This is a genomic window from Paraburkholderia agricolaris, from assembly GCF_009455635.1.
Classification (GTDB): Bacteria; Pseudomonadota; Gammaproteobacteria; order Burkholderiales; family Burkholderiaceae; genus Paraburkholderia; species Paraburkholderia agricolaris.
The window spans coordinates 3,104,559-3,127,903 of the sequence record NZ_QPER01000002.1 but is presented as its reverse complement, the minus strand read 5'-3'; the positions used below and the strand labels follow the sequence as shown (position 1 = coordinate 3,127,903).

Below are 23,345 nucleotides of genomic sequence, written 5' to 3'. Positions count from 1 at the left end.
AAGTAAGCTGATGTCATGTGCGGTTGAGTTACCGCGCTTTAACACTGGGGCCCATTTATGGAAAACGCTAATACTGAAGAACTTCTCCACGCAAGCTCGGCGCCGCCGTTGCTGCTTGACGAAATGCCCGATCCGGAAAAGCTGCTATTCGACACGACCGGTGCGCCGACGATCGAAGCAAAGAACATCTTCCCGCTCGAGTGGAAGGTGGAAACGCCGAAGCTGTACGACATCTACGACGCTGCGCGCGATCCGGGCTGGGCGCCGAACCGGCTACCGTGGGACACGCTCGACGTTGACTCCTATTCGATCGACCAACGCTACGCAATGGCGTACTGGTTCACGCTGCTGTCGGTATTCGACGGTTCGGGGCCAACCGTCTTTGCGCGGGCGATGATTCATACGTATGAAAGCAAGGAGGAAGACCCTGTCCGCAAATGCTTCTTCTCGGTGGTGCGCGACGAGATGAACCATGAAGAGGTATGTGGTCGCGCTATCAGACTTCTGACGCCGGGTGGCCCGCTCGGATATGAGCCCACAACCGCGCTGGGCAAGCTGGCGCGTAACAACGTTGAATGGCTGTATTACAACGGCTCGCGCTACTGGACCGGATTCAACAAGGCGGTGGACAAGTATCCGCTGCCGATTCTGTTCACGTCTTTCCTGTTTGGAGAGGTTGCGTCGTCAACGCTCTTTCACGGTATGTATCAGAACACCACGATTCCCGTTTTCAAGGAGGCGTTTCGCCGGATCGGCGAAGACGAAGGGCGCCATCTCGGCATCTGTCTGACGGTACTTCAGAAGTTGCTGCCGCAACTGACCGACGAAGACAAGGAAATGATCACCATTCAATTGCGTGCCGGCTTCGTCTTTCTGTCCGGCATTCTGCATGAGCCGCCGCCGCAATTCTGGGATCTGCCTCCTACGTTCATTCCGGCGCAACGGCAACTCGAAGAAGTCGCGCGTTCGGCCGGCTTCGGCGTGTTGACGCTTGACGAGAGAGTGGAGAACTGGCGTACCGCCGTGCTGCGAATGAAGGCGAATCTGGATCCGTACGGAATCGAATTTCCGGCGCTGCCGGAAGTGGGCATTAGCGGCAAGGAAGTCGTCTACGACCCGGAAAAGGTCATTCCGATTTTCTGATCCGCCGGGTGACCGGTGGGTGTAGCAATCGTTCGATGCTGGCGAGGTAGAGGAACTTTGAAATGGCTACTTGCGAAGTAACCGAAGTGAATAGCGGCGTGACGTTCACGATCGATACCAACGAGATCGTGCTCGATGGCGCGTTGGCGCGGGGAATCAAGCTCCCGCACCAGTGTCGCGGCGCATCTTGCGGAACCTGCAAGGCAAAGGTGCTCGAGGGAGCCGTTGACCATGGCTGGTCATTCGGCTTTGCGATCAATGATGCGGAGAAAGAGCAGGGGCTCTGTCTGCTATGCCAGGCCCGACCGTTGAGCGCCACGCTGCGCGTAGAAACCTTGCAGATCGCTAGTGAAGGCGTTTCGGAAATCAGCGAACTCGATGCTGAAGTGCTCAGCAACGTGGCGCTTACTCCGCGGGTCAGGCGCCTGGTGCTCGCGCTACGGCGGCCGGTTTCGACGGTTTTGCCCGCGGGCTGTTATGTCGAAGTCTGTCTGCCGGGCATCTCGCCGCATCGCATGTATAGCCTCGCTGCGCCGTTCGCCGGTGACATTGGTCTGGTGGAACTGTTCGTTGCCCGACATCCGCAAGGGCGTGCGAGCGGTTTCATCCACGATGACCTCGACCCAGGCGCGGCGCTCACCATTCGCGGACCGTTCGGCACGTGCCGCCTGCCTGCCGGAAATGGACCCGTACTTGGGCTTGCCGGCGGGACCGGGCTTGCGCCGGTGCTTGCGATCTTCGAGGCACAACTGCGATCGGGCTGCCCCGACGAGTTCGTACTCGTTCTGTCCGTGCGCGAATCGCGCGAGGTATTCGCGCTCGATCGCCTCGAACATCTCGCGCGGCGATATCAGAATTTCGGCTACCGGATTCTCGTCACCGACGAGCCGAGCCGCTATTCAACGCAACCGGTGCTGGCGCCGGACTGGATACGTGCCCATTACCCGTCGTTACGGGGCCATCGTGGTGTGATCAGCGGTGCACCTGGTTTCGTTGAAGCATGTGCAAAGACTTGCCAGGAATTGGGAATGAACAGTGCGGACATTGCGACCGACGGTTTCACCCCGGTTTCAGCGGAGCTCGCATTGATCTGCCCGGAACCGGCCGGCTGAGGATCATGGATCACGGAGCGCGGACTCAACTCTTCAGGAAAACAGAACATGTCCCACAGTGAAGCGACGGTGGACCGGGACGCATCGGCCGCCGCGAATATCGACCTCGACTATCAGTTGCAAGACAACCTCACGCGTCGCAGTGGGCGCGTGTTCCTTTCGGGGACGCAGGCGCTCGTCCGGCTGCTGTTCTCGCAGCAGGCTTTCGATCAGAGCCGCGGGATCAACACGGCTGGCTACGTGACTGGATACCGCGGCTCGCCATTAGCGGGCGTCGACTTTGAACTCTGGCGATCGAAGAACAGGCTCGAAGAGCACGCGATAAAGTTCGTCCCTGGCGTGAACGAAGATCTCGCGGCCACGGCGATGATGGGAACGCAGCGAGTCGAGGGCGAACAGGATCGTAAGTTCGTCGGAGTGTTTGGCATGTGGTACGGCAAAGGTCCCGGCGTCGACCGTGCCGGCGACGCGCTTCGTCATGGCAATGCTGCCGGCTCGTCGCCGCACGGTGGCGTCCTGCTGATTGTCGGGGACGATCACGCGGCCACGTCCTCGTCGATTCCGAATGCTAGCGACTATTCGCTGCTCGGATGGGGTATTCCTATCGTTAACCCGTCGTCGGTCGAAGAATACGAGTATTTCGGACTTTGGGGCTGGGAACTATCGCGCCGTTCGGGCACCTGGGTCGCCTTCAAGGCCATTTCGGAGACGGTGGAGAGCGCGCGGTCGGTGACGATCCAGCCATGGCCGGTGTTTGCCAATGAGACATTGGATGCAGCTGGCGCGCGAGATGTCCACTATCGTACGTCCGACTTTTTGACCCAGGCGATCGAGAACCGGCTGGAGCAGCGGCACAAGCTCGTCTCGGCGTTTGCCCGGCTGAACAGCATCGATAAGCTGGTCGTGCCTGCACCGGAGGCGGAGCTCGGCATTATCACGGTCGGCAAAGCGCATCACGACGTCATGGAGGTGCTTGCACACGCCGAGACAATCATTGGAGCCGAAGCTGTATCCCGTATTCGCATCTACAAACCCGGCCTGACGTTCCCGCTTGACCGGCAGCGCCTGCTTTCATTTGCGCGTGGCCTGCGCCATATTCTGGTGGTTGAGGAGAAGGTCGGGATCGTCGAGCAGCAGGTCAAGGAGATGCTGTTCAATGCCGACGCAAGCAACCGGCCCGCCGTCACCGGGCGCCGTGACGAACGCGGCGAACCACTGATTCCGTGGACGGGCCAATTGCGCCCGTCACTGATTGCACACGCAATCTTTGCCTGGCTCGAGTCGAGACTCGGTCGGCCGGTAGCGGCGCCATGCGGCATGTTTGCGAAGGCGCCGGTCGAGTCGAATGCGGCGGACGGTCTGAAACGCCTGCCCTACTTCTGCTCGGGATGTCCCCACAACTCGTCGACGAAAGTACCCGAAGGCAGCCGTGCGACGGCGGGTGTGGGGTGCCACTACATGGCATCGTGGATGGATCGCAGTACCAGCGGCCTGATCCAGATGGGCGGCGAGGGTGTCGACTGGCTCGGTACCGCGCCCTTCACGAACGAGAGCCACATTTTCCAGAATATGGGGGAGGGCACGTACTTTCATTCGGGCCATCTGGCAATCCGCCAGGCGATCGCTGCAAACGTCAACATCACGTACAAGATTCTCTTCAACGACGCGGTGGCGATGACAGGCGGACAGCCGGTCGACGGGAAGATCACCGTGCCGCAGATCGCGCAGCAGATGAGTGCCGAGGGCGCGCGCCGCGTGGTCGTCGTTACGGATTACCCCGAGAATTATCGCGGCGTAACGTTGCCCGCCAATGTTCCGGTTCGCCACCGCCGGGAGCTCGACTCGGTGCAACGCGAGTTACGCGAGGTAGCCGGCACGACCATTCTGATCTACGACCAGACCTGCGCTGCCGAAAAGCGGCGACGTCGCAAGCGTGGTACCTATCCGGACCCTTCGCGCCGCTTGATGATAAACGCGGAGGTGTGCGAAGGCTGCGGCGATTGCGGCGTGCAGTCCAATTGCATGTCGATCGTGCCGCGGGAAACGGAGTTCGGCCGGAAGCGCCAGATCGATCAGTCGTCGTGCAACAAAGACTATTCGTGTGCCGAAGGATTCTGCCCGAGCTTCGTCTCGGTGACCGGCGGTGAGCTGCGCAAAGGCCGGGCAACGATCGCACTCGACCATGCCGTGCTGCAAGATCTGCCTACGCCGGCGCTGCCCGCGCTGGATCGTCCATGGCATATCCTCGTCGCGGGTGTCGGCGGGACCGGCGTGATTACCGTGGGTGCGCTGATTTCAATGGCGGCCCATCTCGAGGGCAAGGCCGTATCGCTGCTGGATTTCACGGCGCTTGCGCAGAAAGGCGGATCGGTCCTCAGTCATGTGCGCATTGCTCAGCGAGGGCACGTTTTACATCCGGTGCGGATTGAATGGCAGCAGTCTGATCTACTGATTGCGTGCGATGGCGTGGTAGGTATGGCGCCGGATGCGCTCGGCACGGTCGGGTCGAGTCGGACCTTGATAGTCCTGAATAGTCATGCCGCGCCGCTCGCCGAATTTACCCGGGACGCGGAAGCGATCGTGCCAATGGAAGAGATCGCCGCGAAGTTCAGGAGCGTCGTCGGCGAGAGCGGCGTTGAGATGATCGACGCGCATGCCGCTGCAACTGTACTGCTTGGTGACAGCATCGGCAGCAATGTCTTTCTGCTTGGATATTGCTGGCAGCGGGGCAAGATACCCGTTTCGCTCGACGCACTGATGCGCGCCATCGAGCTGAACGGTGTCTCCGTGCAGCAGAACAAACTTGCCTTTGCGGCGGGGCGACTCTCGGCGGTCGACAGCCGATCGCTCGAGCGGTTGAGCGAGACGCAACCCAAGGTGATCGAGTTCCATCGCCCGGAGCAGATGGAGGCCGTTATTGCCCGTTGCGAGCGTCAACTGAGCGAATATCAGTCGAGCCGCTATGCGAGGACTTATACGCACCTGGTCGGGCGTGTGCTGGAGCGTGAGCGCGCGCTGTTGCCCGGCAAACGGTCCACGCCGCTCACGCTTGCCGTCGCGACGAACTTACACCGCCTGATGAGTTACAAGGACGAGTATGAAGTGGCGAGGTTGCTGACGTCAAAGTCGTTCGCGCGGGAACTCAGGAATACATTCGGAGGTGACTTCAAGGTCAAATTCCACCTCGCGCCGCCGATGTTCGCAAAGAAGGACAAGACCACGGGCGTGCCGCGCAAGGCCGAGTTCGGACCATGGCTCAAGCCGCTGCTCCATGTGCTGGCAAAGGGCAGGGCGCTCAGAGGCAGCCCGCTCGATGTTTTCGGCATGACTTCCGAGCGGCGACGGGAAAGGCAACTGATCGGACAGTACAGCAAGCTGGCCGAGTTCGCGCTCTCCACCCTGAATGAGAACAACCACGCGGCCCTCGTCAGACTCCTTCAGGCGGCATCGAGCGTGCGCGGCTACGGTCACGTCAAGTTGCGCAACATCGAGGCCTATGAGCGCGCCCTGGAGACGCAAATGGCGCAATTGCACGGCGAGGCCGTTGAGGTGGGAAGGGCGGCTTGACTTGACACTATAGACGTGCGTTTGAAGGAGAAAAGAATGCGTTTGACAACATCGGGATTCCTTATTTTTGCCGCGGCGGCAACGATATTCAATATCGCTGCTTCGGCTGAGACGATAAAGATCGGCATCAGTGGACCTTTGACCGGTCCGATCGCACGGCTCGGCAAGGACGCTGAATACGGCGCCAGACTTGCGATCGCCGATGCAAATCAGCAAGGCATCGTCGTCAATGGGACGCGCGCGACCTTCGAGCTTGTGTCAGAGGACGACCAGGGCGATCCGAAGACCGCAGTGCAGGTCGCGCAACGACTGGTTGATGCCGGCGTGAGCGGTATCGTCGGCCATCTCAATTCCGGTACGACGATCGTCGCATCGCGCGTCTACGCAAACGCCGGGATTCCGCAGATCGCGCCCGTTGCTACGAATCCGACGCTCACCCAGCAAGGCTTCCGAACCACGTATCGAATCATGGCGACGGACGTCCAGCAAGGCGCGAAGTTGGCGGCTTTCGCGCGACAACTCGCGCCGTCAGGACGCATTGCACTGGTCGACGACCGCTCTGCTTACGGACAAGGGCTGATCGACGAGGTGGAAAAGGACCTTGAAGCGTCAGGTATCAAGCCGGTCGCGCGTGAGTACACGTCCGAGCAGGCAGTCGATTTTTCCGCCATTCTCACCTCCATGAAGGCTGCTAATCCGGCGGTGATCATATTTGGCGGCGCGGACGCGCAGGCCGGTCCGATGGTGAGGCGGATGGCCCAACTTGGAATGAAGGCGGACTTCATCGGCGGCGACGGTGTCTGCACAGCGGACTGGACGCGCCTGTCCGGCGGAGCAAACGAGGGCCAGTACTGTACACAGGCCGGGGCGCCTCATGATCGCATGGCCGGGTATCCGCGCTTTGCCGAGCGGCTCGAGAAAGGCTATGGCACCAAGGTAGTTGCGTTCGCACCTTACTCGTATGACGCGACCCGGCTGATGATCAACGCAATGCAGCGGGCTAACTCCAGTGATCCGAGAGTCTACGTCAGCGCTCTGGCGTCCTCGCACTATGAAGGTGTGACCGGGAAGATCGCGTTCACCGGAAATGGAGACAACCGCAACGGTGAAGTGTGGGTGTACCAGGTCAGAAAAGGTGAGCTGGTGCCGATCAATCGTTAATCCGGAGGCCGATATGCCCGTTCTTATCGCCTGCTACTACCGCTCGCCGTTAGCGGCGCAACAGCGTCTGGCCATCCGTGACCGCCACATCGAATATATTCTCCAGCACAAGGAGAGCATCGCCTTTGCGGGCGCGATATGCGATGCGCAGAACCAGCCTACCGGTATGTTCGTCGCGCTGAAGACGGATCTGGGGAGCGACGCTGACGATTTCATTGTCGGCGAGCCGTACAACCGAGCCAGTCTTTTCGAGAGCGTGCGTATCGACCGCTTGATGCAGTTCATTCCTCATTCCAACGAAAGCTTTCTCGAAGAGGAACTTCAACGGGAAAAAATGCGCCTTGGCCGATGAGGGAAGTTTTCAAACGATGAAACGTAGATCGCCGCGAATACCTTGCGCCACGGCTTGGGCTACAATTCCGATCCTTGGCATTCACGGATTCGACGGTCCCCACCATGGCACGGAAGCGCGCGGAAAATTTCGACGACATCAAGTCAGACATCCTGACTTCAGCAGCAGACCTCTTTGCGCAAAAGGGCTTCCGGAACACCAATATCATCGAGATTGGCAGTGCGTGCAATGCCTCGAAATCGCGGATGTACCACTACTTCGCTTCCAAGGAGTTGATGCTCGAGGCCATGCTGCTCGAGCATGTCAATGGCTTGCTGACAATGGCGCGCGAAATTACCGAATCGGAGCTCGCCCCGGAGGACAAGTTTCGTCATTACCTCCTGGCGCACCTGCAGTACTATCAGGCGCATGGTGCCAGGCACAAGGTTCTGCTCACTGATTCCGAGTATCTGCCCGATTCCGCACAGGCCGAAGTGCGGCAGGCGGAGCATCGGCTTATGGAGCAACTCTCAGCGATACTGAAGCAGCTCAACCCGAAGAGGTTCGCGTCGCGCAGCGAAGCGTCCGCTCATGCCATGCTGATCTACGGAATGCTGAACTGGACGTACACGTGGTATCAACCAACCGGTGGCCTTCGTATCGATGCCTTGGCTCGCAAGGCCGCCGACCTGTGCCTGCAGGGCGTCCTTTAAATCTGCCAGCCCCGTTTTGTTTGCCGCCACATTGATGATGGCGTCTGGGACACTGTCAGCTTGATGGGGAGGCGGCGGTAGAATGAGGTGATGAAGAAGACGGAATTGCCTTATCACGGTCAACGCTTCCTTGCCGTCGTCATCAGCTGCGCGGCGAGCTATCTGTTGTGGCGAGTGATCGACGAGCACGGTGCTGAGCTCGATGTGCTGGCGCACGCGGCAATCTGCAACGGGCGATAAACGGTCCGACAGTTTGTGGATATCGCGGCCATATGCGAATATGGTTCTACCGCACCTGAGCGCTCCTATTCTTCATTTTCCTCCATGCGCCAAGCAATCAGATACTTTGCATCGGCAACCGCAATCTCGATCGTGATTCTGGCGATGCCGGGTTGTGCCACAGCCGCCGTCACGGCGACTAGTCAAGAAGCCGTCGCGAGATCATCGACGGAGCTTTACGCATTCGACAGGCCCTTCGCCGACGTACTGGATAAGGCCCAGTCAATGCTGATGGAGAAAGGTACGGTCGGATTGTCCGACCCGCATGCGATAGGAGGGGAAGATAAGAGCGGCACTTATCGATACGTGATCACAGCTACACCTGCGAAATCTCCAGAGAAATGTTATTTTACGATCGATGTATCACTGGTCGATGACCGCGACACCCTTCACACTTCCACACCGCGCGACGAGTCGCATGCGTTTACGAAAGAGCTAGCCGAAAGACTCGGCACCATCCCGATTTCTGTTCCGGACCACAAGTAGAGCCTTCAGCGAGTAGCCTACCGACGCACCGCAAGACAACACCGTCGCCCTGGTTGTTTGCCGTAGCCGTCACGCGGCCAGCATCGAGTCGTGGTCGGGAACTGGTTCATCAAAGCGATACGGTATGCCTATTCGGGCGCCATATTCCGTTGCATCAGAAACTCCCAAGTGTTGTTCATGAGCAGGGGGAAGCCGTACCACGGCGCAGACGGTATGCGTGCAAGCAATGGCGGATGAAGGTCCTCGCAGGTCCCAGCACGGCCGTACCCAATGAGTTCGGTGACGAGCGAGCTAGCGTTGCTGAGGAGTTCGTCCGGTGATAGATTCCAGACGAAGTCAGAATCTCCGCTCTGCGAATACGCCCGCAGGACTGCGCGACCAACCGACGGCGCATACCAATACACCTCTTTGCTGTAACCGGTGACGGTGCAGTCGGCATCGCCACATTGCTGGGCTTGCAGCAGCTTGCTTGAAGAGCGCGGATTGCTTTTCGTCCAGGCAGTATTGCGCTCGATCACAAATGTATCGAAGGTCCCAGCGCCAACATGTCGTTTCTCAGTGCCAATGACATGACTTTGGGAAATAGCGTGATAGTTGAACTCCATCTCGGCAGCGCTGCCGAGATGCGAGGTGAGGTCTTCTGTGAATTCGTCGGACCACTTCCTGTCCTTCGCGAGCGGGAACACAAGCAGTTTTCGCTGCCCGTGCCGGGTCGCGTTGACAGACGTATAGGTGTCGGTCTGTTCTTCGATGCGCGTGATTGCACCGGGACCGCCGATGTCGTAGCGTGCAATACCTGCGGTCACACCTTTAAGCGTCATTGTGGACGGCTGGGAAGATCCGATGCTATAGCACCACGTCGTGCCGATGGCCGGCAGTGTTCTCGAAGATGCTGTCAATACTTCGGCCGCAGTGGCGTTCAGTTGTGCACTGAACAGGGCCAGGTACACCGCAGAGCAGCGCACGAGAAGCTTGAAGTGTTGCGACGGAATAGGAGGCATACATTAGGTAGATGTATTAAGCAGGAGTGCATCATGCCAGCAAAACACGTGAACCGAAAACGTCTGCAGCGGAATATGCGAAAGGCATGCGTGGAGCTCGCGCTCGACGAAGGCTCGGCGAACCAGGCGAACCAGGTCAAGGTCACACTCGCCCAAGATCCGGTAAGGCGCACGGTGAGGATCTGCATGTAGGCGCCTCTAGCCGACTAGATATCTCACCTACGATTTCTCTTTGGCGCCCGCTTGACCTGGATTTATCAGAACTCAGTTGTTCGGCTCGCAAAACGTCACTTTATCGCGCAGCGCTGCACCTGCGGCAGCCGGGTCCTGTCCTGCTGGCAACGTCACGGAAACCGAAGTGTGCTCGGTTTTGCTTTGCGGCTTCAGACCCGGCCAATGCGTTTCTTTCCATGTTGCAATCCAGTCGAGTTTGCCGGGATTTGCGCCGGGCACGAAGCCCAGCCGCAGGGACCCGGCGAAGTCTTCGCTGCAATGCGGGGAGTGCTTGTAGTCGCGCTCGGAAAAGCATGCCCGAATGGATTTCTCGCAACTGAACGGCAGCTTGGCGACGCGTGGTGTGCTGGCATGCCGTCCATTGGATTGCAGTTCGACAAAGTCAGCATTTTCCCAGCTTCCACCGCCGCCCGAATAGCTTTCGGACCATCCGGCCAGCACCGCGACCGCAAAGCGTTCGCCACCCAGCGGGTATAGAGCGGGGTAGATTTCGAGTGGAGGTCTGTCGCCATCGCCGTCTTCCCGGTCCGTTGGCTGGTAGTCGGAAAAATTCCAATGCTCCAGGACTTTCCAACCCGTGGCAGAGGCGAAGCGCACTTTGAGCAACTGCGGGCCAGGCAGGATCGCGTAGTAGATGTCGGGCGCCTCGTCCTTGACCCGATACAGCGACGGCGCATTGCTGGAGTCGCCTGGCGTTTCTGTGGCGCCACATGACACTGAGGCTAGCTGGCAAATCTTGCGTTGCCAGTCGGGACCAGGGACCGCGGCTTTCACGACTTCAACAAAAGGCACCGCGTGGGCTTCTTTCGCTTCGCCGTAGGCGGGTGCGGCAGATACCGCCAGTGCAGCGGCTGCCAATCCCAGCAAGCCGGAGATCCCTGAGCAGATACGGATATTCATTCAACGATGTCCTTGTGATTGATTGCGTTTCGACTCGTGTCGGGACGACAGTTGCACCGGCTCAGCGCATTGCGGATCGCAAAAGAGGTATCCCGGGTCATGACGCTGGCGGCGGTGGCCTTTATGTGCAGGTCTGGGCGAGTTCAACTGTACCTGTCGAACTCGCGGATCATCGAGGCACAATAGGAATTCCATCCGTTCGGCGACGCATTGCCCGACGGCGCTAGAATCTCTGCGTATAGCCTGGGACTGACCGAATGACCGCATTGATATCTCTCGTCCTGTTCGATATGGACGATGTCCTTTCTTATTATGACCGCTCGGCACGCGTCGATCACTTCTCCGCGTTGTCAGGCCACACACATGAAACTGTCCACCAGGCCATTTGGGGATCCGGACTGGAGGATCGTGCAGACGCCGGCCTGATTACCGATGACGAATATCTGGCGGCAATTGGTGAAACCTTGGGCTGCCGCGTCACGCGCAATGACTGGCTGGCTGCTCGCCGCGCGTCGATGTCACCCAATCTCGAAGTGCTTGCGCTTGCCAGGTCTTTGGCCGCGCGATACAGCGTGGCCGTTCTGACCAATAATTGTCGATTGGTGACCGACAACATCCATTATCTCAATCCTATGGTGGCTGAACTTTTTGGTCCACACGTTTACGCTTCGGCCTCGTTCGGCGCGGCCAAGCCGGCAGCACGCACCTATCTGAGCTGCCTTGATAGCCTCGGTGTTAGCGCGGCCGAAACCTTGTTTATTGACGACCTCGAAGTCAACGTGACGGGGGCAATCAATGCAGGTCTTCACGGGCATGTGTTCACTGGTGCCGCGTCACTATCCGAAGAGCTGGCGCGTCGCAAGTTGCTTTAGCTGGGGGCGCATCATGGCCGCTGGTGTCGGGCTGTCGAGCCGAATAAGGGCGGTCGCGTCGAGATCGATCCGTGCGGGGAGAGCGTTCCCACGAGCTTGCTGAGCGCTGAACCCGTCACATGGCCTTCAGATTCGGCAGCAGTCTTTCGTGCTCACGTTTGATAACGCGATAGTATTCACACACGCGTCGCTCTAGCCCAGGCCGGTCCAGGACGCAAATGCGGCCATAGCTGTAATGGATAAACCCGGCTTTCTGCTACTTCAACGCCGCGTCCGTCGCGCCGGCTCGCCGAACACCGAGCATGTTGGCGAGCAGTTCTTGCGTCATCGTTAGTTCGTTCGAGGTTAGACGATCAAGGCTAAGCATTAGCCACAGGCAGAGTTGCTGGTCAATTGAGTGGTGCCAGTTGCGCACGGCGATCTGCGCCGTCTGCGTGATCCTGGCGAGCTGATCGCATCGTCGATGATGATGACGCTCACCGCAAAAATCAGCCATAGCGACGGCTTCCTCGCGGGCGCGGTGCTCGCGGCACTGGCCTGTGCGATCGCGCTACGGATGCGCCGCCTGGAGTCGAGGCGCGCGGATAAGGTTATTCGGTCGCAGTTGCAACAGTCCATCTGAACTTGCTGCGGGGTTTTCGACTGGACTTGCATTAACCCGCACCTTCGTATTTTCGTATTCCCAATGCGTAACGTTATACGTAGGAAACCGAATGAACGATGATTGACTAACTGGTCAGCCACCACCCCGGCAATCCTTCAGTCTTCCGTGCGATGCGCTTTTGCCTGCGCTGGCGTCATGCCGAAAACTTCGCGAAACGCCGCGCCGAACGCCGGTACGCTGCTATAGCCGGCAATCGCTGCTGCTTTAGTCGGGGTTGCTCCCGTCATCAACGCCCGCAGCGCTTCGGCCAGGCGCGCCTGCTGTCGCCATTGCCGGAACGTCAGCCCCGTTTCGTTTCTAAATAGCCTCGCTAGCGTTCTGCTGGACGCATTTGCAACATCACACCACGCTTCAAGTCCGCGCTGATTGCCAGGGTCGCTCAGAATCGCCTGAACCACCTTCCGCACGCGCAAATCCTCCGGAAGACGGAGTGCCAATGGCAGCGGCGAGGCCTTACTGATCTCGTCGATAGCGAGCTCTGACAAATGATGCGCCCGGCCGCTCTTTTCCCACTCAACCGGCTCATTGCAGATCGCGACGATCAGTTCGCGCAGCAAACTTGATACGGCAATTACCTTCGGATCGGTGCCCAGACGTTTCGCGGCTTCGTCGTCGATGAACAACTCGCGCATCGCGACCGCCCCATCCATCGTTACCGAATGGTCTTCGTGTGCCGGCAAGTACAAAGCGGTGGTCGGCGGCACAACGAAATTAGCGTGTCGAGTCTGCACCCTCATCACCCCCGAGACCGCGTATAGCAGTTGCGCGCGTGGGTGGACGTGAAAACCGGATGTAAGACCGTCCACGTAATCCCGTGCAAAGCCCACGGTTGGCCGCTCGGCGGTTTCGAACGGTCGAATCTCAGCTTGTCTGGTTGGCGACAGAAATTGGCGAGTTGCTTCCATTTTGCATTCTTATAGTTCAACGGCATCTGCAAGATGCCTAACCAGACAACAGAGGGAACCAATGAGCGAAGGAATATTCAAGGAAATCGGCTATGTGACGCAGGACCAACTTGTCGACGGGCCAATGACGCCAGGACAGAGCCGCAAAAAGGCACTTGAGGTCGGAAACCTGTGGGTCGGCGAATGTCAGGTTACTGCCTACGATGAGCCCAGTCAATGGCATCACCATAAGGAGTTCGACAGCGTGATGTACATGCTGTCAGGCCGGATTCGCGTGGATTTTGGCGCCACCGGCCAGGACGCTTTCGAGATCGGTGCGGGCGATTACGCGTATTTTCCACGCCGCGCAATTCATCGCTGCCAAATCCTGGAAGGCAAGGATGTTCGCTACGTCTTCATTCGAGTCGGAAACGGCGAAACGCTGCTGAATGTCGACGGTCCCGGCGCATTCGCTCCCGCAGAGGGCTAAGCGTCTAGCCAAACGTGGTGCCCGTTACGCGCCCTCACCGAGTTCGATCGCAAAGCAACAGGACCGTCTTCGAAATTCGTGCGGGCGCGTCGGGCATCCTATTACCCACATCCGGAGCGCACTGTGAGTAACATCCTGACCGCCTATCCCACCGCTGAAAGCGCTGCGAGCAAGGCCAGCCGACGCCTGATCATCGCGGCATCCCTTGGGAATGTCTTTGAGAGTTTTGATTTGTACATTTTCGGGATCATGGCAAGCACGATCGCGAAACTGTACTTCCCTGCGGCCAGTGACGCCGCATCGCTTCTGATCTTTCTTTCAACGTTTGGTGTGACGTTTTTCGTCCGGCCACTTGGCGCGGTGTATCTCGGCAACCTAGCCGACAAGATTGGCCGTGCTCGAGTCATGAGTCTTTCCTTATTGTTGATGACCGTTGGGATGCTCATCGTAGCGGTCACACCAACATTCGCGACAATTGGGATCGCGGCGCCCATTGCAGTGGTGATCGGCCGCGTTCTCCAAGGGTTTTCTGCAGGCGGCGAGTTCGGCAGTGCAACCGCTCTGCTCGCCGAGCACCATCCGCAGCGCCGCGGTTTCATTACAAGCTGGCAAGCGGCTACGCAAGGTTTCGCGTTAATGTCCGCAGCGGCCACGGGTGCGTTTCTTACGGCTAGTCTAAGCGCCGCACAATTCGATAGCTGGGGTTGGCGGTTGCCCTTTTTGTTCGGTGCGTTGTTGGGTCCAGTGGGCCTTTATTTGCGACGCCATACCGAAGAGTCTTCGGAATTCAATGAGCACGCGAACGGCGAACCCATCGTCGAATTGTTCAAATCGCAAAAGTCGCGGGTCATGACCGGTATCGGGTTGATCGCGCTGGCGACTATCATGATCTGGATGTCGGTCTTCCTGCCGACCTATGCGATCAGGCAGTTCCATATGAACCCCACCATCGCGTTTTTTTGGTGCTGTGGTCAGTGGCGCAACGGTCTTCGTGCTTTCGCCTTTCGTAGGGCTGATTTCGGATTATGTCGGCCGCATTGCACCGATGCTTGTCGGCACGATCGCGGCGGCGCTTCTCGCGTATCCGGTATTTGCAATGATGAAGACCTCGCCGACGCTAGGGACGTTGATCATCTGCAGCGTAATTTTTGGCACGATCATCGCGTTATATTTCGGCCCGATTCCCGCGCTGATGTCTGAACTCTTTCCAGTGAGCACGCGAACGAGCGGCTTGTCGATTAGCTACAACGTGGGCGTCACAGTATTCGGCGGCTTTGCGCCGTTGATCCTGACGACACTGAATGTGATCACCGCGAACCCACTTGCGCCCAGCTATTACGTGATCTTTGGAGCCGCCATCGGCGCGCTTTCACTGTGCAGCGTGCGGTGGCATCTGAAGATGTACTGACGCGAAACGTATGCCAGCGCCTGGAGGGCACCGCGCGATCTGTGCCTTGAACCGTCCTCGCTCAGTTATACCCAAGAATCGCGACCGATTGAATTTCGTCGCGATCTACCATGCTCCCGGCCAGCGTTGCCGCCGGTGCTCGCAGCAGCGTGGTGTATGCGTTCTGCGGGCGTGGCTTCGCCATGCCCGCATTTGCTTGATAGCGACTCGCTGGGTCGAAGGCTTCCTCAGCAACCAGGTAAATTTGGGGGACGGTCATGTTGGATCGGTACGTAGTTCGTTACTCGTTCAGGCCAGGGCGCCGTATCTTCAGTCACTGAAGGTGCAGGTCGGTGCGTTGCCTCGCTTTAAGTGCGGTATGACGTGTATCCAGTTTCGAGCGTTGCACAAGTGCTGCGATTGACAGCCGCTCATGAGGCGGTGCCTGGAAATTTAGTTCGGCGCGCTGATGTGCTGCGACCAAGTCGATGAGGGGAGCAGTCTGAAGCTGACTGTCGTAGAGCCTGAGAAGCTTGGCAGTCGGCTCAATGGCATTAGCCTTAAGACTCCAGGGCCGTTCCGGACGCTTCGAGAGTACTGCTTCGCCCAGCTTGATATCGACTTCTGAAAACAACGACATCTCGCTAATGCCGAACCCCGCCTCGAACAGGAAGAACGAAGCGAACATCGTTCGAACGATTGTCCCGAGGTGGTAAGCCGTACCGTGTTCCGTGCGTAAAGAAAAGAAGCAAAGGTGATTGCGGAGCGACAAATCGACAAGCGTGGCAGTGGATAGCTCAATCGCGTGTGCCCGCGGTGCTGTACAGATAGACGGTGCCATGACTGTGAGATATGGATGAAGTCTTTGCCCAACGGGAAGCATCACTCCCAGGTAGGAGTCGCTCAGTGTTGCCTGTGTCTCATTCAACCCGATCCCTGCGTCAGCGCAAGTTCCCGTATCGGCTCGTTTCCAACGGACGGCTGGCTCGACGTGAACCGGATCGGCACGTCGAGCAGCCGTTCACCACTACGACGGTGCGGGGTGGCGTACGCGCAGCGGTCTTCTTCAAGCCGTTTGAGCGCTGAGTCCGGTCACACCCATCTCGTCTAGCACCGCGCGGATCGCTGCAAGTGCCGCACGCAACTCCGGCTCGCCGATGCGGCCGATACAGCCAATCCGGAACGATTCAGCCACGGTGAGCTTGCCCGGATAGATCACGAAGCCACGTTGCTTGAGGCTGTCGTAGAAGCGCTGGAACACGAAACGCGGATCCGTGGGCATATGGAACGTGACGATGATGGGCGCCTGTAGCGCATCTGGCAGTAGCGGCCTGAAGCCGAGCGCGCGCATGCCCTCAAGGAGGATCCGGCAATTGTTCCGGTAGCGTGCACCGCGACCCGCCACACCGCCTTCGGCGACAAACTCCTCGAGCGCCTGGTGAAACGCGACAATCACGTGGGTCGGCGGCGTGAAGCGGTACTGGCTGGTCTTCTCCAGGTTGGCACATTGGTCGTGCAGATCAAGCACCAGCGTAGTCGCATTACCCTTCGTCCGCTCGAGCGCCTCGCGCCGGCAGATCACAAAGCCGAGGCCGGGAACGCCCTCAATGCATTTGTTCGACGATGCAGCTACCGCGTCGATGTGCATCGAGCGTACGTCGAGCGGCAGCGCACCGAATGCGCTCATCGAGTCAACCAGATAACTCTTGCCATATTTCGCCGCGAGTGCGCCAAGCTGCGCGATCGGGTTCAGTATGCCTGTCGTGGTTTCACAATGGACGGCGAACACATGGGTGATCGAGGGCGTACGCGCGAGAATCGCTTCGACCTCGCCGAGGTCGGGCGGCGTGTCCTCGGCAGTCTCGTAGACCAGCGTCTCGCGCCGCGCGATCTCGAGGATGCGCTTCGCCCGCTTGCCGTAGGCGCCATTGATCAGCACCAGCGCGGTGCCGTCTGCGGGCACAAAGCTCGTCAGCATCGCTTCGACCGCGAAGGTTCCCGAGCCCTGCATCGGCACCGTCACCCAGTCGCCCGCGCCGTTCGCGATCTCGGCAAGGCGTGCGAGTGCCGATCGGTTAATCTCGACGAAGTTCGCGTCTCGCGAGCCCCAGTCGTGCACCATCGCAGCCTTGACGGTGCGCGACGTAGTAAGCGGCCCAGGGGTCAGCAATAACGGATCGCCCGTTTCGGAAGTGGCCACCGTGGCATCTGTGGAACTGGTCATCAAAGTTCTCCTCTGAAAGTCTGTTTGGCGCCTGTATCGACGCATGAAATCCACTCTAAGGTATGCAACAAAATCAGTCAATATGCCACAAATAAACACATTCGATGTCTCAGCGAAACTGCCTCAGAGAGTCCGGCGGCTCCCAGTAGCGTGGTCTGGAAGAGACGTAGTTAAGTGAGTGCAGCAACCATAGCAGTGGCCGTTCAGACACGCTACAGCATGCGCCTTAGTCCAGCTTGAATTGCGCGACGGCGCCGGCAAGACTCACGGCCTGGCTTTGCAACGCGGTGGCGGCCGCTGTCGATTCCTCGACCAGTGCGGCATTCTGCTGAACCATTTCGTCGAGCTGGCTGACCGCGCGGTTGACTTCCTGGATGCCGCGCGTCTGTTCGTTGGCCGCCTGGGTGATTTCGGAAATGATGGTTGTCACGTTGGCCACGTTGCTGACGATCTCCGTCATCGTCGCGCCGGCCTGACGGACCTGGCCTGAACCGGAGCTCACACTCGCCACCGTCGATTCGATCAGCGCCTTGATCTCCTTGGCGGCCTGCGCGCTGCGTTGCGCGAGGCTGCGCACCTCGCCGGCCACCACCGCGAAGCCGCGACCCTGTTCGCCGGCGCGTGCCGCTTCGACCGCCGCGTTCAACGCGAGAATGTTGGTCTGGAACGCGATGCCGTCGATTACGCCGATGATGTCGGAGATTTTCACCGACGCCTGTTCGATCTCGCCCATCGTCGTAATCACGTCGGAGATCACCACGCCGCCGCGCGAAGCGACCTGCGACGCGCACACGGCGGTGTCATCGGCCTGCTTCGCGGCGCTCGCCGATTGCGTGACCGTCGAGGTGATTTCTTCCATCGACGCAGCGGTCTGCTGCAGGCTGGCCGCAGCGGATTCGGTGCGGCCCGACAGGTCGACGTTGCCCGCGGCGATTTCATTTGCGGCAACGCGTACCGATTCGCTGGCATCGCGAATCTGGCGCATCACGTGGCTGAGTTTGTCGATGAAGGTATTGAACGCGCGCGCGATCTGCGTGACCTCGTCATTGCCGGTGGCCGGCAGACGTTGAGTCAGATCGCCTTCGCCCGAGCCGATTGCGTCCATTGCATCGCGTACTTTCGAGAGGCGCTGGAACGACACGGCGGTGACCGCGGCCACGATCGCGGCGGCAATGACGGCAATCACGATCAGCGCGATGATCGAAGCCGTCAGCAGCGATCGCATGCCTGCCGTCGCTTCCGCTTTGTCGAGTGCGACGACCGCATACCAGTCAGTGCCGGGAATGGCCTGAGCGCGCAGCAGCTTCGTGCTGCCGCTCACGTCGACTTCGATGGGGTGGTCGGCGCTGAAGAGTGCGGTTAGTTTGTCGCCTGTGAGCGCGGGCGCCAGGTCCGTGACCGGTTTCAGGGTTAGCTTCGCGTCCGGGTGCGCAACGATATGGCCGCTCGTGTCGATCAGCATGCCGAAGCTCGCGGGTGTCGGGTGAATCGCCTTGACGTTGGCAATCACGCTGTCCATCGCGACGTCGCCGGACACGACGCCCTTTACCACGCCGTCGCGCACCACGGGCACGGCGAACGAGACCACCAGCTTGCCGGTGCCCACGTCGACATATGGCGGCGTCACCACGGGTTTGCCCGCTGCTGCGGCCTGCTTGTACCAGGGACGCCGGGTCGGGTCGTAGTCAGGTGGGATACCGGTCGGGTCGGTGAACTTCCAGGTTTTGTCCGCGTAGCCGACGTACACGTTGGTGAACTTTCCCGCGGCGGCGACCTGCCTGAACGCGGTGAGTGGATCGGGTTGCAGCACGGCGTCCTGCAACGAGTTGATCATCTGGCTATTGGAGGCGATCCAGTCTTCGATACCGTCTGCATGTCCGCTTTCGACAGCATTCAAACTGCTTTCGATTGCCTCGGCGTTATACGAGTTGGCGACGACATAGTTGAGAACGGTGTTAGCCGCGAGCGCGACCACAACGATGGCGACGCACAGGGCGACGATGCGTGCGCGAATGGAAGGGAACATGTCGGAGTCTTTCGAAGTAAGCAATGAGCCATGCCAGGAGCGTCGCGCCGCTGTCGATGCCGGTTCCGCGCCGAATGATTATCAGGTGAGGCAAGCCTGCAAGATCGTCGCTTCCAAAGATGCCGCTACACCAATCTTCCAGAATGCGATCTTCCCGGATAAATAAGTTATCCTGTCAAAATAGATTTACTCGATTATTTTCACAATTTGTACCTGTGCTTCGGTGAAGTCAGTGAAATCGACGGAGAGGTGGTGCGAATCCATCCAGTCGTAGCCCGCTCTGCCGTGTGCCCAGGCCCAGTTGGTCCGGCTATTGTTTGCGGCCCTTTCGCGACGATCGTCTATCTCCCGCAGGGGCTGGACGTGTCGTTTCCCAGTTCCGTTTTGTCTGTCATTGGTCATCGCTGGATTCCCCGATTGGAAAAACCGAATTCAGCAGAACGCCGCCTCGGCGTACTGCGTGCGTTACGAGAAAACGGCATTCGGGTCAGGCTGCATACTGATATGCACCTATCGCCGGCCGCTGCAATTCAGGAGGGAAAACCTGCCACGAACCATCTTCATGCTGGAAGAAAAACATGGCGAACAGGCCACGTGGCCCCAATGTTTCGACGCGCACGTAGCGTCTGCAGTTCGAGCGGGTACAACTGGCACGAATGACGCGCACGGCCATCGCGGGCGTAGGCGAGAGCCATTTCTCGATCAGGGAGCGTAAACATTTCTCATGCGTGTTCATGGCTGGGTCGCGTCCCGTTAATGCAAGCGATGCAATCGTCTGGCCGCACCGCGCGATAAAGCCTGCCAGACGGCGCAGGCGTAAAGATAGCGGCGACCTTCCCGATGCTTCCGGCTTTCACCGGAGACACCGGGAAGGATCGATACTCAATTCCAGGGCAACGAGTACGTCTTCACGTGAGTGAAACTCTTCATCGCTTCCTGCACGCCTTCCTTGTAACCCAGGCCCGAGTCCTTGATGCCGCCGAACGGCGTGAGTTCAAGCCGGTAACCGGGGACTTCACGCACATTGACACTGCCGACTTCGAGTTCGGCGATGAAACGCGTGATGTAGTCCATACGATTCGTGCAGACCGAGGACGACAGTCCGTAGTCGGTCGAATTCGAAATCCGGATCGCATCGTCGATGTCGCGGAATCGGATCACCGGCGACACCGGTCCGAAGGTTTCGTATTTGACGAGCGGCATGTCGGGCGTCACGTGGTCCACGACGGTCGGCGAGTAGAGCGCGCCTTTGCGAACGTTGCCGTACAGCAGTTTCGCGCCGCGGCTCACGGCATCGTTGACTTGCGCTTCGAAGAACTTTGCTGCGGCCTCGTCGATGACGGTGCCCATATCGGTGGCCGGGTCAGCCGGATCGCCATAGCGCACCGCGCGGGTCTTTTCAACCAGCAACTCCACAAAACGGTCGGCCACCGCTTCATGCACCAGCATCCGCTTGACCGCCGTGCAGCGTTGACCGGAGTTTTTGTACGAGCCCGACACGGCGAGCGTGCTGGCCTCGTCGAGATCGGCGTCTTCCATGACGATAATCGGGTCGTTGCCACCAAGTTCGAGCACTGCACGCCGGTAGCCCATTTTCTCGGCGATGTATTTGCCGATTGGTACGCCCCCGGTGAATGTGATCAGATCGATGTGCTTATTGGTGATCAGTTCGTCGGCGATCTCTTTGGGGTCGCCAGTGAGAACCTGCAGCATTTCCTGAGGCAGGCCGGCCGCGTACAGGATGTCGGCGAGCAGATAGGTGGACAGCGGCACCTTTTCCGACGGCTTGACCACGATCCTGTTGTTCGTCGCGATAGACGGCACGATCTTGTGCGCGACCTGATTCATCGGATGGTTAAACGGCGTGATGGCGGAAATCACGCCCAGCAGAGGATCGCGCAACGTATAGACACGCCGCTTCTTGCCATGGGGCGTCAGATCGCAGGAAAACACCTGGCCGTCGTCCTTGAGCGCCTCGTTTGCGCCGAAGATCAGCACGTCGCTGACGCGGCCCGCTTCGTACAGGGAGTCCTTCCTGCACAGACCGGCTTCGGCGGTAATCAGGGCGGAGATCTCTTCGGTGCGCTCCCGCACGATCTCGGCGGCGCGTCGCAGGATCTGCGAGCGTTCGTAGCGGGTGAGCTTGGCGCGGTAAGCGTGGGCGTACGCGAAGGCGCGCCTCACGTCGGCGAGCGTCGCCTTGGGCACCGTGCCGACCAACTCGCCGTTATACGGATTCAGAACCTCGATGACCTGTTCGCGTCGGATCTGTTCTCCGCAGATTCGAAGGGCTTCATGACGGACCGGCAAAGATGGCCGTGATTCCACGATGGCATTCATGCTGTCTCCTGATGTGAAAGAAGGTTATTGATGGTTATTGAAGGTGGTTGAGCGCGAGGTCGAGGATGTCGAAGTTGCGCAGGCGCTTTCGCTGAGACACGGCGCGTGTCACCGGACGGCTGAAAAGGAGCGGCACTGTCTGTTCTGAGAGACCGCCGTGCGAACGCAGCGGGGCATTGAGGCCCGACAGGTCGTGGCGTGATTCGCTGGTGCCGAGCACGACATGGCGCCCGGAGACCACGATGATGTCGCCGAGTCGATCACGCGGCAGCTCGAAACGCTCGCAGCCTTCCGCGCCAGTGAGCGCCAGCTCGATGCCGCTGCGCTCGCGCAGTTTTGCCAGTACTTGAGCCTGATCGACCGAATCCGGCAGGTAGATCGTGGCGAACGAGCCCAAGGCTCCGTGGTGCACGACATACGGATCGGTAATCGGCAGGATCACACGTGCTACGCCGGCGCCGAGCCATGCGTCCAGTTCGTCTTGCAGATAGATCACATTCGGCTTGCCGGCCGCGTCATGCTTGTCGTTCATGCCGTGGTCCGCCGTAATCGCGACGGTGGCCCCGAGCTCGGCCATACGTTGCAAGTAGGGGTCCATCATCTCGTAGAACGAGTTGGCCCCGGCGCTGCCCGGCGCGCACTTGTGTTGCACGTAGTCGGTAGTCGACAGGTACATCAGATCAATGGGACGGGTCTCGAGGAGGCGCACGCCGGCCGCGAACACGAACTCGGACAGGTCGGCGCTGTACACGTCCGGCACCGGCTTGCCGACCAGCTCCACCACACCCGTGATGCCGTTTTCAGCCTGGGTAACTTCATCGGCTTTCTCGGACGAGAAGCAGATACCGTTCAGTTTGTTGCCAAGCAGGCGGCGCAGCTTGTCCTTCGCGGTAACGACCGCGACTTTTGCACCGGCGTCGGCGAACGCGGCCAATACCGTCGGTGCACGCAGGTACTTCGGGTCGTTCATCAACACTTCGGCGCCGCTCTCGCGATCGAAGAAATAGTTGCCGCTAATGCCGTGCACGGAGGGGGGCACGCCCGTCACGATCGACAGGTTGTTCGGGTTGGTGAAGCTCGGTACGACACAGTCGCCTTTGAGCGCGGCGCCATTTTCCAGAATCTGGGCCAGAAACGGAGCGACTCCGGCGCGAGCCGCCTCCGTCAAATAGTCGTATTCGCAACCGTCGACGCAGACCACGACGAGAGGCTGGTCCATCCAGCGATAGCTGCGCCCATTTACATTGAGAGTTCGAGTGTTCGTGTTCATGAGGTTTCCCTTTGAGTGATCAGGTGAGGGTTGAGACTGGCATTCCGATACGCCGGGTTTCGGTGTGAGCGGTATGGAGTAGGGGTTTCCACGGGCGTCATCGAAAAGTGTTTTTGCATGCTTGACATTAAACTTCGTGAATCGTAGATTGTCAACAACAAGCAAGAGGCAAAATACACTCTACGGTTAAATGGTCCCAAAGGCCTTGGCCGAGCGGCATATCGCGGGTTGGGATGTATGGGGCCAGATAGGCCGCCGCGG

24 protein-coding genes and 1 pseudogene are annotated in these 23,345 nt (G+C 59.2%); 14 read left to right on the top strand and 11 right to left on the bottom strand.

Annotated features, from left to right (window positions below; translation table 11 throughout):
- The first annotated feature begins 57 nt into the window (after positions 1-57).
- The 8 genes from GH665_RS35275 (at position 58) to GH665_RS35240 (ending at position 8,792) form a co-directional block, all read left to right on the top strand.
- The gene (locus tag GH665_RS35275) at positions 58-1,143 is read left to right on the top strand and encodes a hypothetical protein (protein ID WP_174771778.1); all 1,086 of its coding nucleotides are present in this window, start codon (positions 58-60) and stop codon (positions 1,141-1,143) included.
- Positions 1,144-1,205: 62 nt separating this feature from the next.
- On the top strand, positions 1,206-2,255 hold the full coding sequence (locus tag GH665_RS35270) for a 2Fe-2S iron-sulfur cluster binding domain-containing protein (RefSeq protein WP_153141675.1): 1,050 nt from the start codon (positions 1,206-1,208) through the stop codon (positions 2,253-2,255).
- A gap of 48 nt (positions 2,256-2,303) precedes the next feature.
- Positions 2,304-5,822, top strand: a complete 3,519-nt coding sequence (locus tag GH665_RS35265; protein ID WP_153141674.1) for an indolepyruvate ferredoxin oxidoreductase family protein — start codon at positions 2,304-2,306, stop codon at positions 5,820-5,822.
- 36 nt (positions 5,823-5,858) lie between these two features.
- Positions 5,859-6,983 (top strand): branched-chain amino acid ABC transporter substrate-binding protein, encoded by a 1,125-nt coding sequence (locus GH665_RS35260; protein WP_153141673.1) that lies wholly within the window; start codon positions 5,859-5,861, stop codon positions 6,981-6,983.
- A gap of 13 nt (positions 6,984-6,996) precedes the next feature.
- Positions 6,997-7,335 (top strand): YciI family protein, encoded by a 339-nt coding sequence (locus GH665_RS35255; protein WP_153141672.1) that lies wholly within the window; start codon positions 6,997-6,999, stop codon positions 7,333-7,335.
- A 104-nt stretch (positions 7,336-7,439) separates the two neighbouring features.
- Positions 7,440-8,027, top strand: a complete 588-nt coding sequence (locus GH665_RS35250) for a TetR/AcrR family transcriptional regulator (protein WP_153141671.1) — start codon at positions 7,440-7,442, stop codon at positions 8,025-8,027.
- Positions 8,028-8,117: 90 nt separating this feature from the next.
- Positions 8,118-8,267 (top strand): hypothetical protein, encoded by a 150-nt coding sequence (locus GH665_RS35245; protein ID WP_153141670.1) that lies wholly within the window; start codon positions 8,118-8,120, stop codon positions 8,265-8,267.
- 15 nt (positions 8,268-8,282) lie between these two features.
- Positions 8,283-8,792, top strand: a complete 510-nt coding sequence (locus tag GH665_RS35240) for a hypothetical protein (RefSeq protein ID WP_246216471.1) — start codon at positions 8,283-8,285, stop codon at positions 8,790-8,792.
- A 128-nt stretch (positions 8,793-8,920) separates the two neighbouring features.
- Here the strand turns inward: GH665_RS35240 and GH665_RS35235 are convergent, their stop codons facing one another.
- A complete protein-coding gene (locus GH665_RS35235) occupies positions 8,921-9,793 on the bottom strand; it encodes a hypothetical protein (protein WP_153141669.1) in 873 nt (290 codons plus the stop codon).
- 264 nt (positions 9,794-10,057) lie between these two features.
- A complete protein-coding gene (locus tag GH665_RS35225; protein ID WP_153141667.1) occupies positions 10,058-10,927 on the bottom strand; it encodes a hypothetical protein in 870 nt (289 codons plus the stop codon).
- A gap of 257 nt (positions 10,928-11,184) precedes the next feature.
- Here GH665_RS35225 and GH665_RS35220 point away from each other — a divergent pair, with 257 nt between their 5' ends.
- Positions 11,185-11,799 (top strand): HAD family hydrolase, encoded by a 615-nt coding sequence (locus tag GH665_RS35220; protein ID WP_153141666.1) that lies wholly within the window; start codon positions 11,185-11,187, stop codon positions 11,797-11,799.
- A 115-nt stretch (positions 11,800-11,914) separates the two neighbouring features.
- Here GH665_RS35220 and GH665_RS39320 read toward each other — a convergent pair.
- Positions 11,915-12,244: pseudogene (locus GH665_RS39320) on the bottom strand (Crp/Fnr family transcriptional regulator); the annotation flags it as partial.
- Between GH665_RS39320 and GH665_RS35210 the strand changes: the two are divergent.
- Positions 12,197-12,421 carry a hypothetical protein gene (locus tag GH665_RS35210; RefSeq protein ID WP_174771777.1) on the top strand — a complete coding sequence of 75 codons (225 nt, stop codon included), beginning with the start codon at positions 12,197-12,199 and terminating at the stop codon, positions 12,419-12,421. The pseudogene GH665_RS39320 and the gene GH665_RS35210 sit on opposite strands and share 48 nt — an antisense overlap.
- A 137-nt stretch (positions 12,422-12,558) precedes the next feature.
- On the opposite strand, the gene GH665_RS35205 is transcribed toward GH665_RS35210, so the two are convergent.
- Positions 12,559-13,368, bottom strand: a complete 810-nt coding sequence (locus tag GH665_RS35205) for an AraC family transcriptional regulator (protein ID WP_153141665.1) — start codon at positions 13,366-13,368, stop codon at positions 12,559-12,561.
- A gap of 94 nt (positions 13,369-13,462) precedes the next feature.
- On the opposite strand from GH665_RS35205, the gene GH665_RS35200 reads away from it, so the two are divergent.
- The 3 genes from GH665_RS35200 to GH665_RS35190 all read left to right on the top strand — a co-directional run bounded on the left by GH665_RS35200 (position 13,463) and on the right by GH665_RS35190 (position 15,245).
- A complete protein-coding gene (locus GH665_RS35200) occupies positions 13,463-13,837 on the top strand; it encodes a cupin domain-containing protein (RefSeq protein ID WP_217361933.1) in 375 nt (124 codons plus the stop codon).
- A gap of 123 nt (positions 13,838-13,960) precedes the next feature.
- Positions 13,961-15,037: an MFS transporter gene (locus GH665_RS35195; protein WP_167531044.1), complete on the top strand. Its 1,077-nt coding sequence runs from the start codon at positions 13,961-13,963 to the stop codon at positions 15,035-15,037.
- 10 nt (positions 15,038-15,047) lie between these two features.
- On the top strand, positions 15,048-15,245 hold the full coding sequence (locus tag GH665_RS35190; protein ID WP_217361932.1) for a hypothetical protein: 198 nt from the start codon (positions 15,048-15,050) through the stop codon (positions 15,243-15,245).
- A 61-nt stretch (positions 15,246-15,306) separates the two neighbouring features.
- On the opposite strand, the gene GH665_RS35185 is transcribed toward GH665_RS35190, so the two are convergent.
- The 4 genes from GH665_RS35185 to GH665_RS35170 form a co-directional block, all read right to left on the bottom strand.
- A complete protein-coding gene (locus tag GH665_RS35185) occupies positions 15,307-15,504 on the bottom strand; it encodes a hypothetical protein (protein ID WP_153141661.1) in 198 nt (65 codons plus the stop codon).
- A gap of 54 nt (positions 15,505-15,558) precedes the next feature.
- On the bottom strand, positions 15,559-15,912 hold the full coding sequence (locus tag GH665_RS35180; RefSeq protein ID WP_153141660.1) for a hypothetical protein: 354 nt from the start codon (positions 15,910-15,912) through the stop codon (positions 15,559-15,561).
- 378 nt (positions 15,913-16,290) lie between these two features.
- The gene (locus GH665_RS35175) at positions 16,291-17,448 is read right to left on the bottom strand and encodes a 2-aminoethylphosphonate--pyruvate transaminase (protein WP_153141659.1); all 1,158 of its coding nucleotides are present in this window, start codon (positions 17,446-17,448) and stop codon (positions 16,291-16,293) included.
- Positions 17,449-17,674: 226 nt separating this feature from the next.
- Positions 17,675-19,474 carry a methyl-accepting chemotaxis protein gene (locus GH665_RS35170; RefSeq protein WP_153141658.1) on the bottom strand — a complete coding sequence of 600 codons (1,800 nt, stop codon included), beginning with the start codon at positions 19,472-19,474 and terminating at the stop codon, positions 17,675-17,677.
- Here GH665_RS35170 and GH665_RS35165 point away from each other — a divergent pair.
- Positions 19,473-19,640, top strand: a complete 168-nt coding sequence (locus GH665_RS35165) for a hypothetical protein (RefSeq protein WP_153141657.1) — start codon at positions 19,473-19,475, stop codon at positions 19,638-19,640. The genes GH665_RS35170 and GH665_RS35165 overlap by 2 nt on opposite strands.
- A gap of 321 nt (positions 19,641-19,961) precedes the next feature.
- On the opposite strand, the gene GH665_RS35160 is transcribed toward GH665_RS35165, so the two are convergent.
- From GH665_RS35160 to phnA, 3 genes are all read right to left on the bottom strand, one after another.
- Positions 19,962-20,210 (bottom strand): hypothetical protein, encoded by a 249-nt coding sequence (locus GH665_RS35160; protein WP_153141656.1) that lies wholly within the window; start codon positions 20,208-20,210, stop codon positions 19,962-19,964.
- Positions 20,211-20,356: 146 nt separating this feature from the next.
- Positions 20,357-21,814: a phosphonoacetaldehyde dehydrogenase gene (gene phnY / locus GH665_RS35155; protein WP_153141655.1), complete on the bottom strand. Its 1,458-nt coding sequence runs from the start codon at positions 21,812-21,814 to the stop codon at positions 20,357-20,359.
- Between the two features lie 34 nt (positions 21,815-21,848).
- Positions 21,849-23,084 (bottom strand): phosphonoacetate hydrolase, encoded by a 1,236-nt coding sequence (gene phnA / locus GH665_RS35150; protein ID WP_153141654.1) that lies wholly within the window; start codon positions 23,082-23,084, stop codon positions 21,849-21,851.
- Positions 23,085-23,345: the final 261 nt, after the last annotated feature.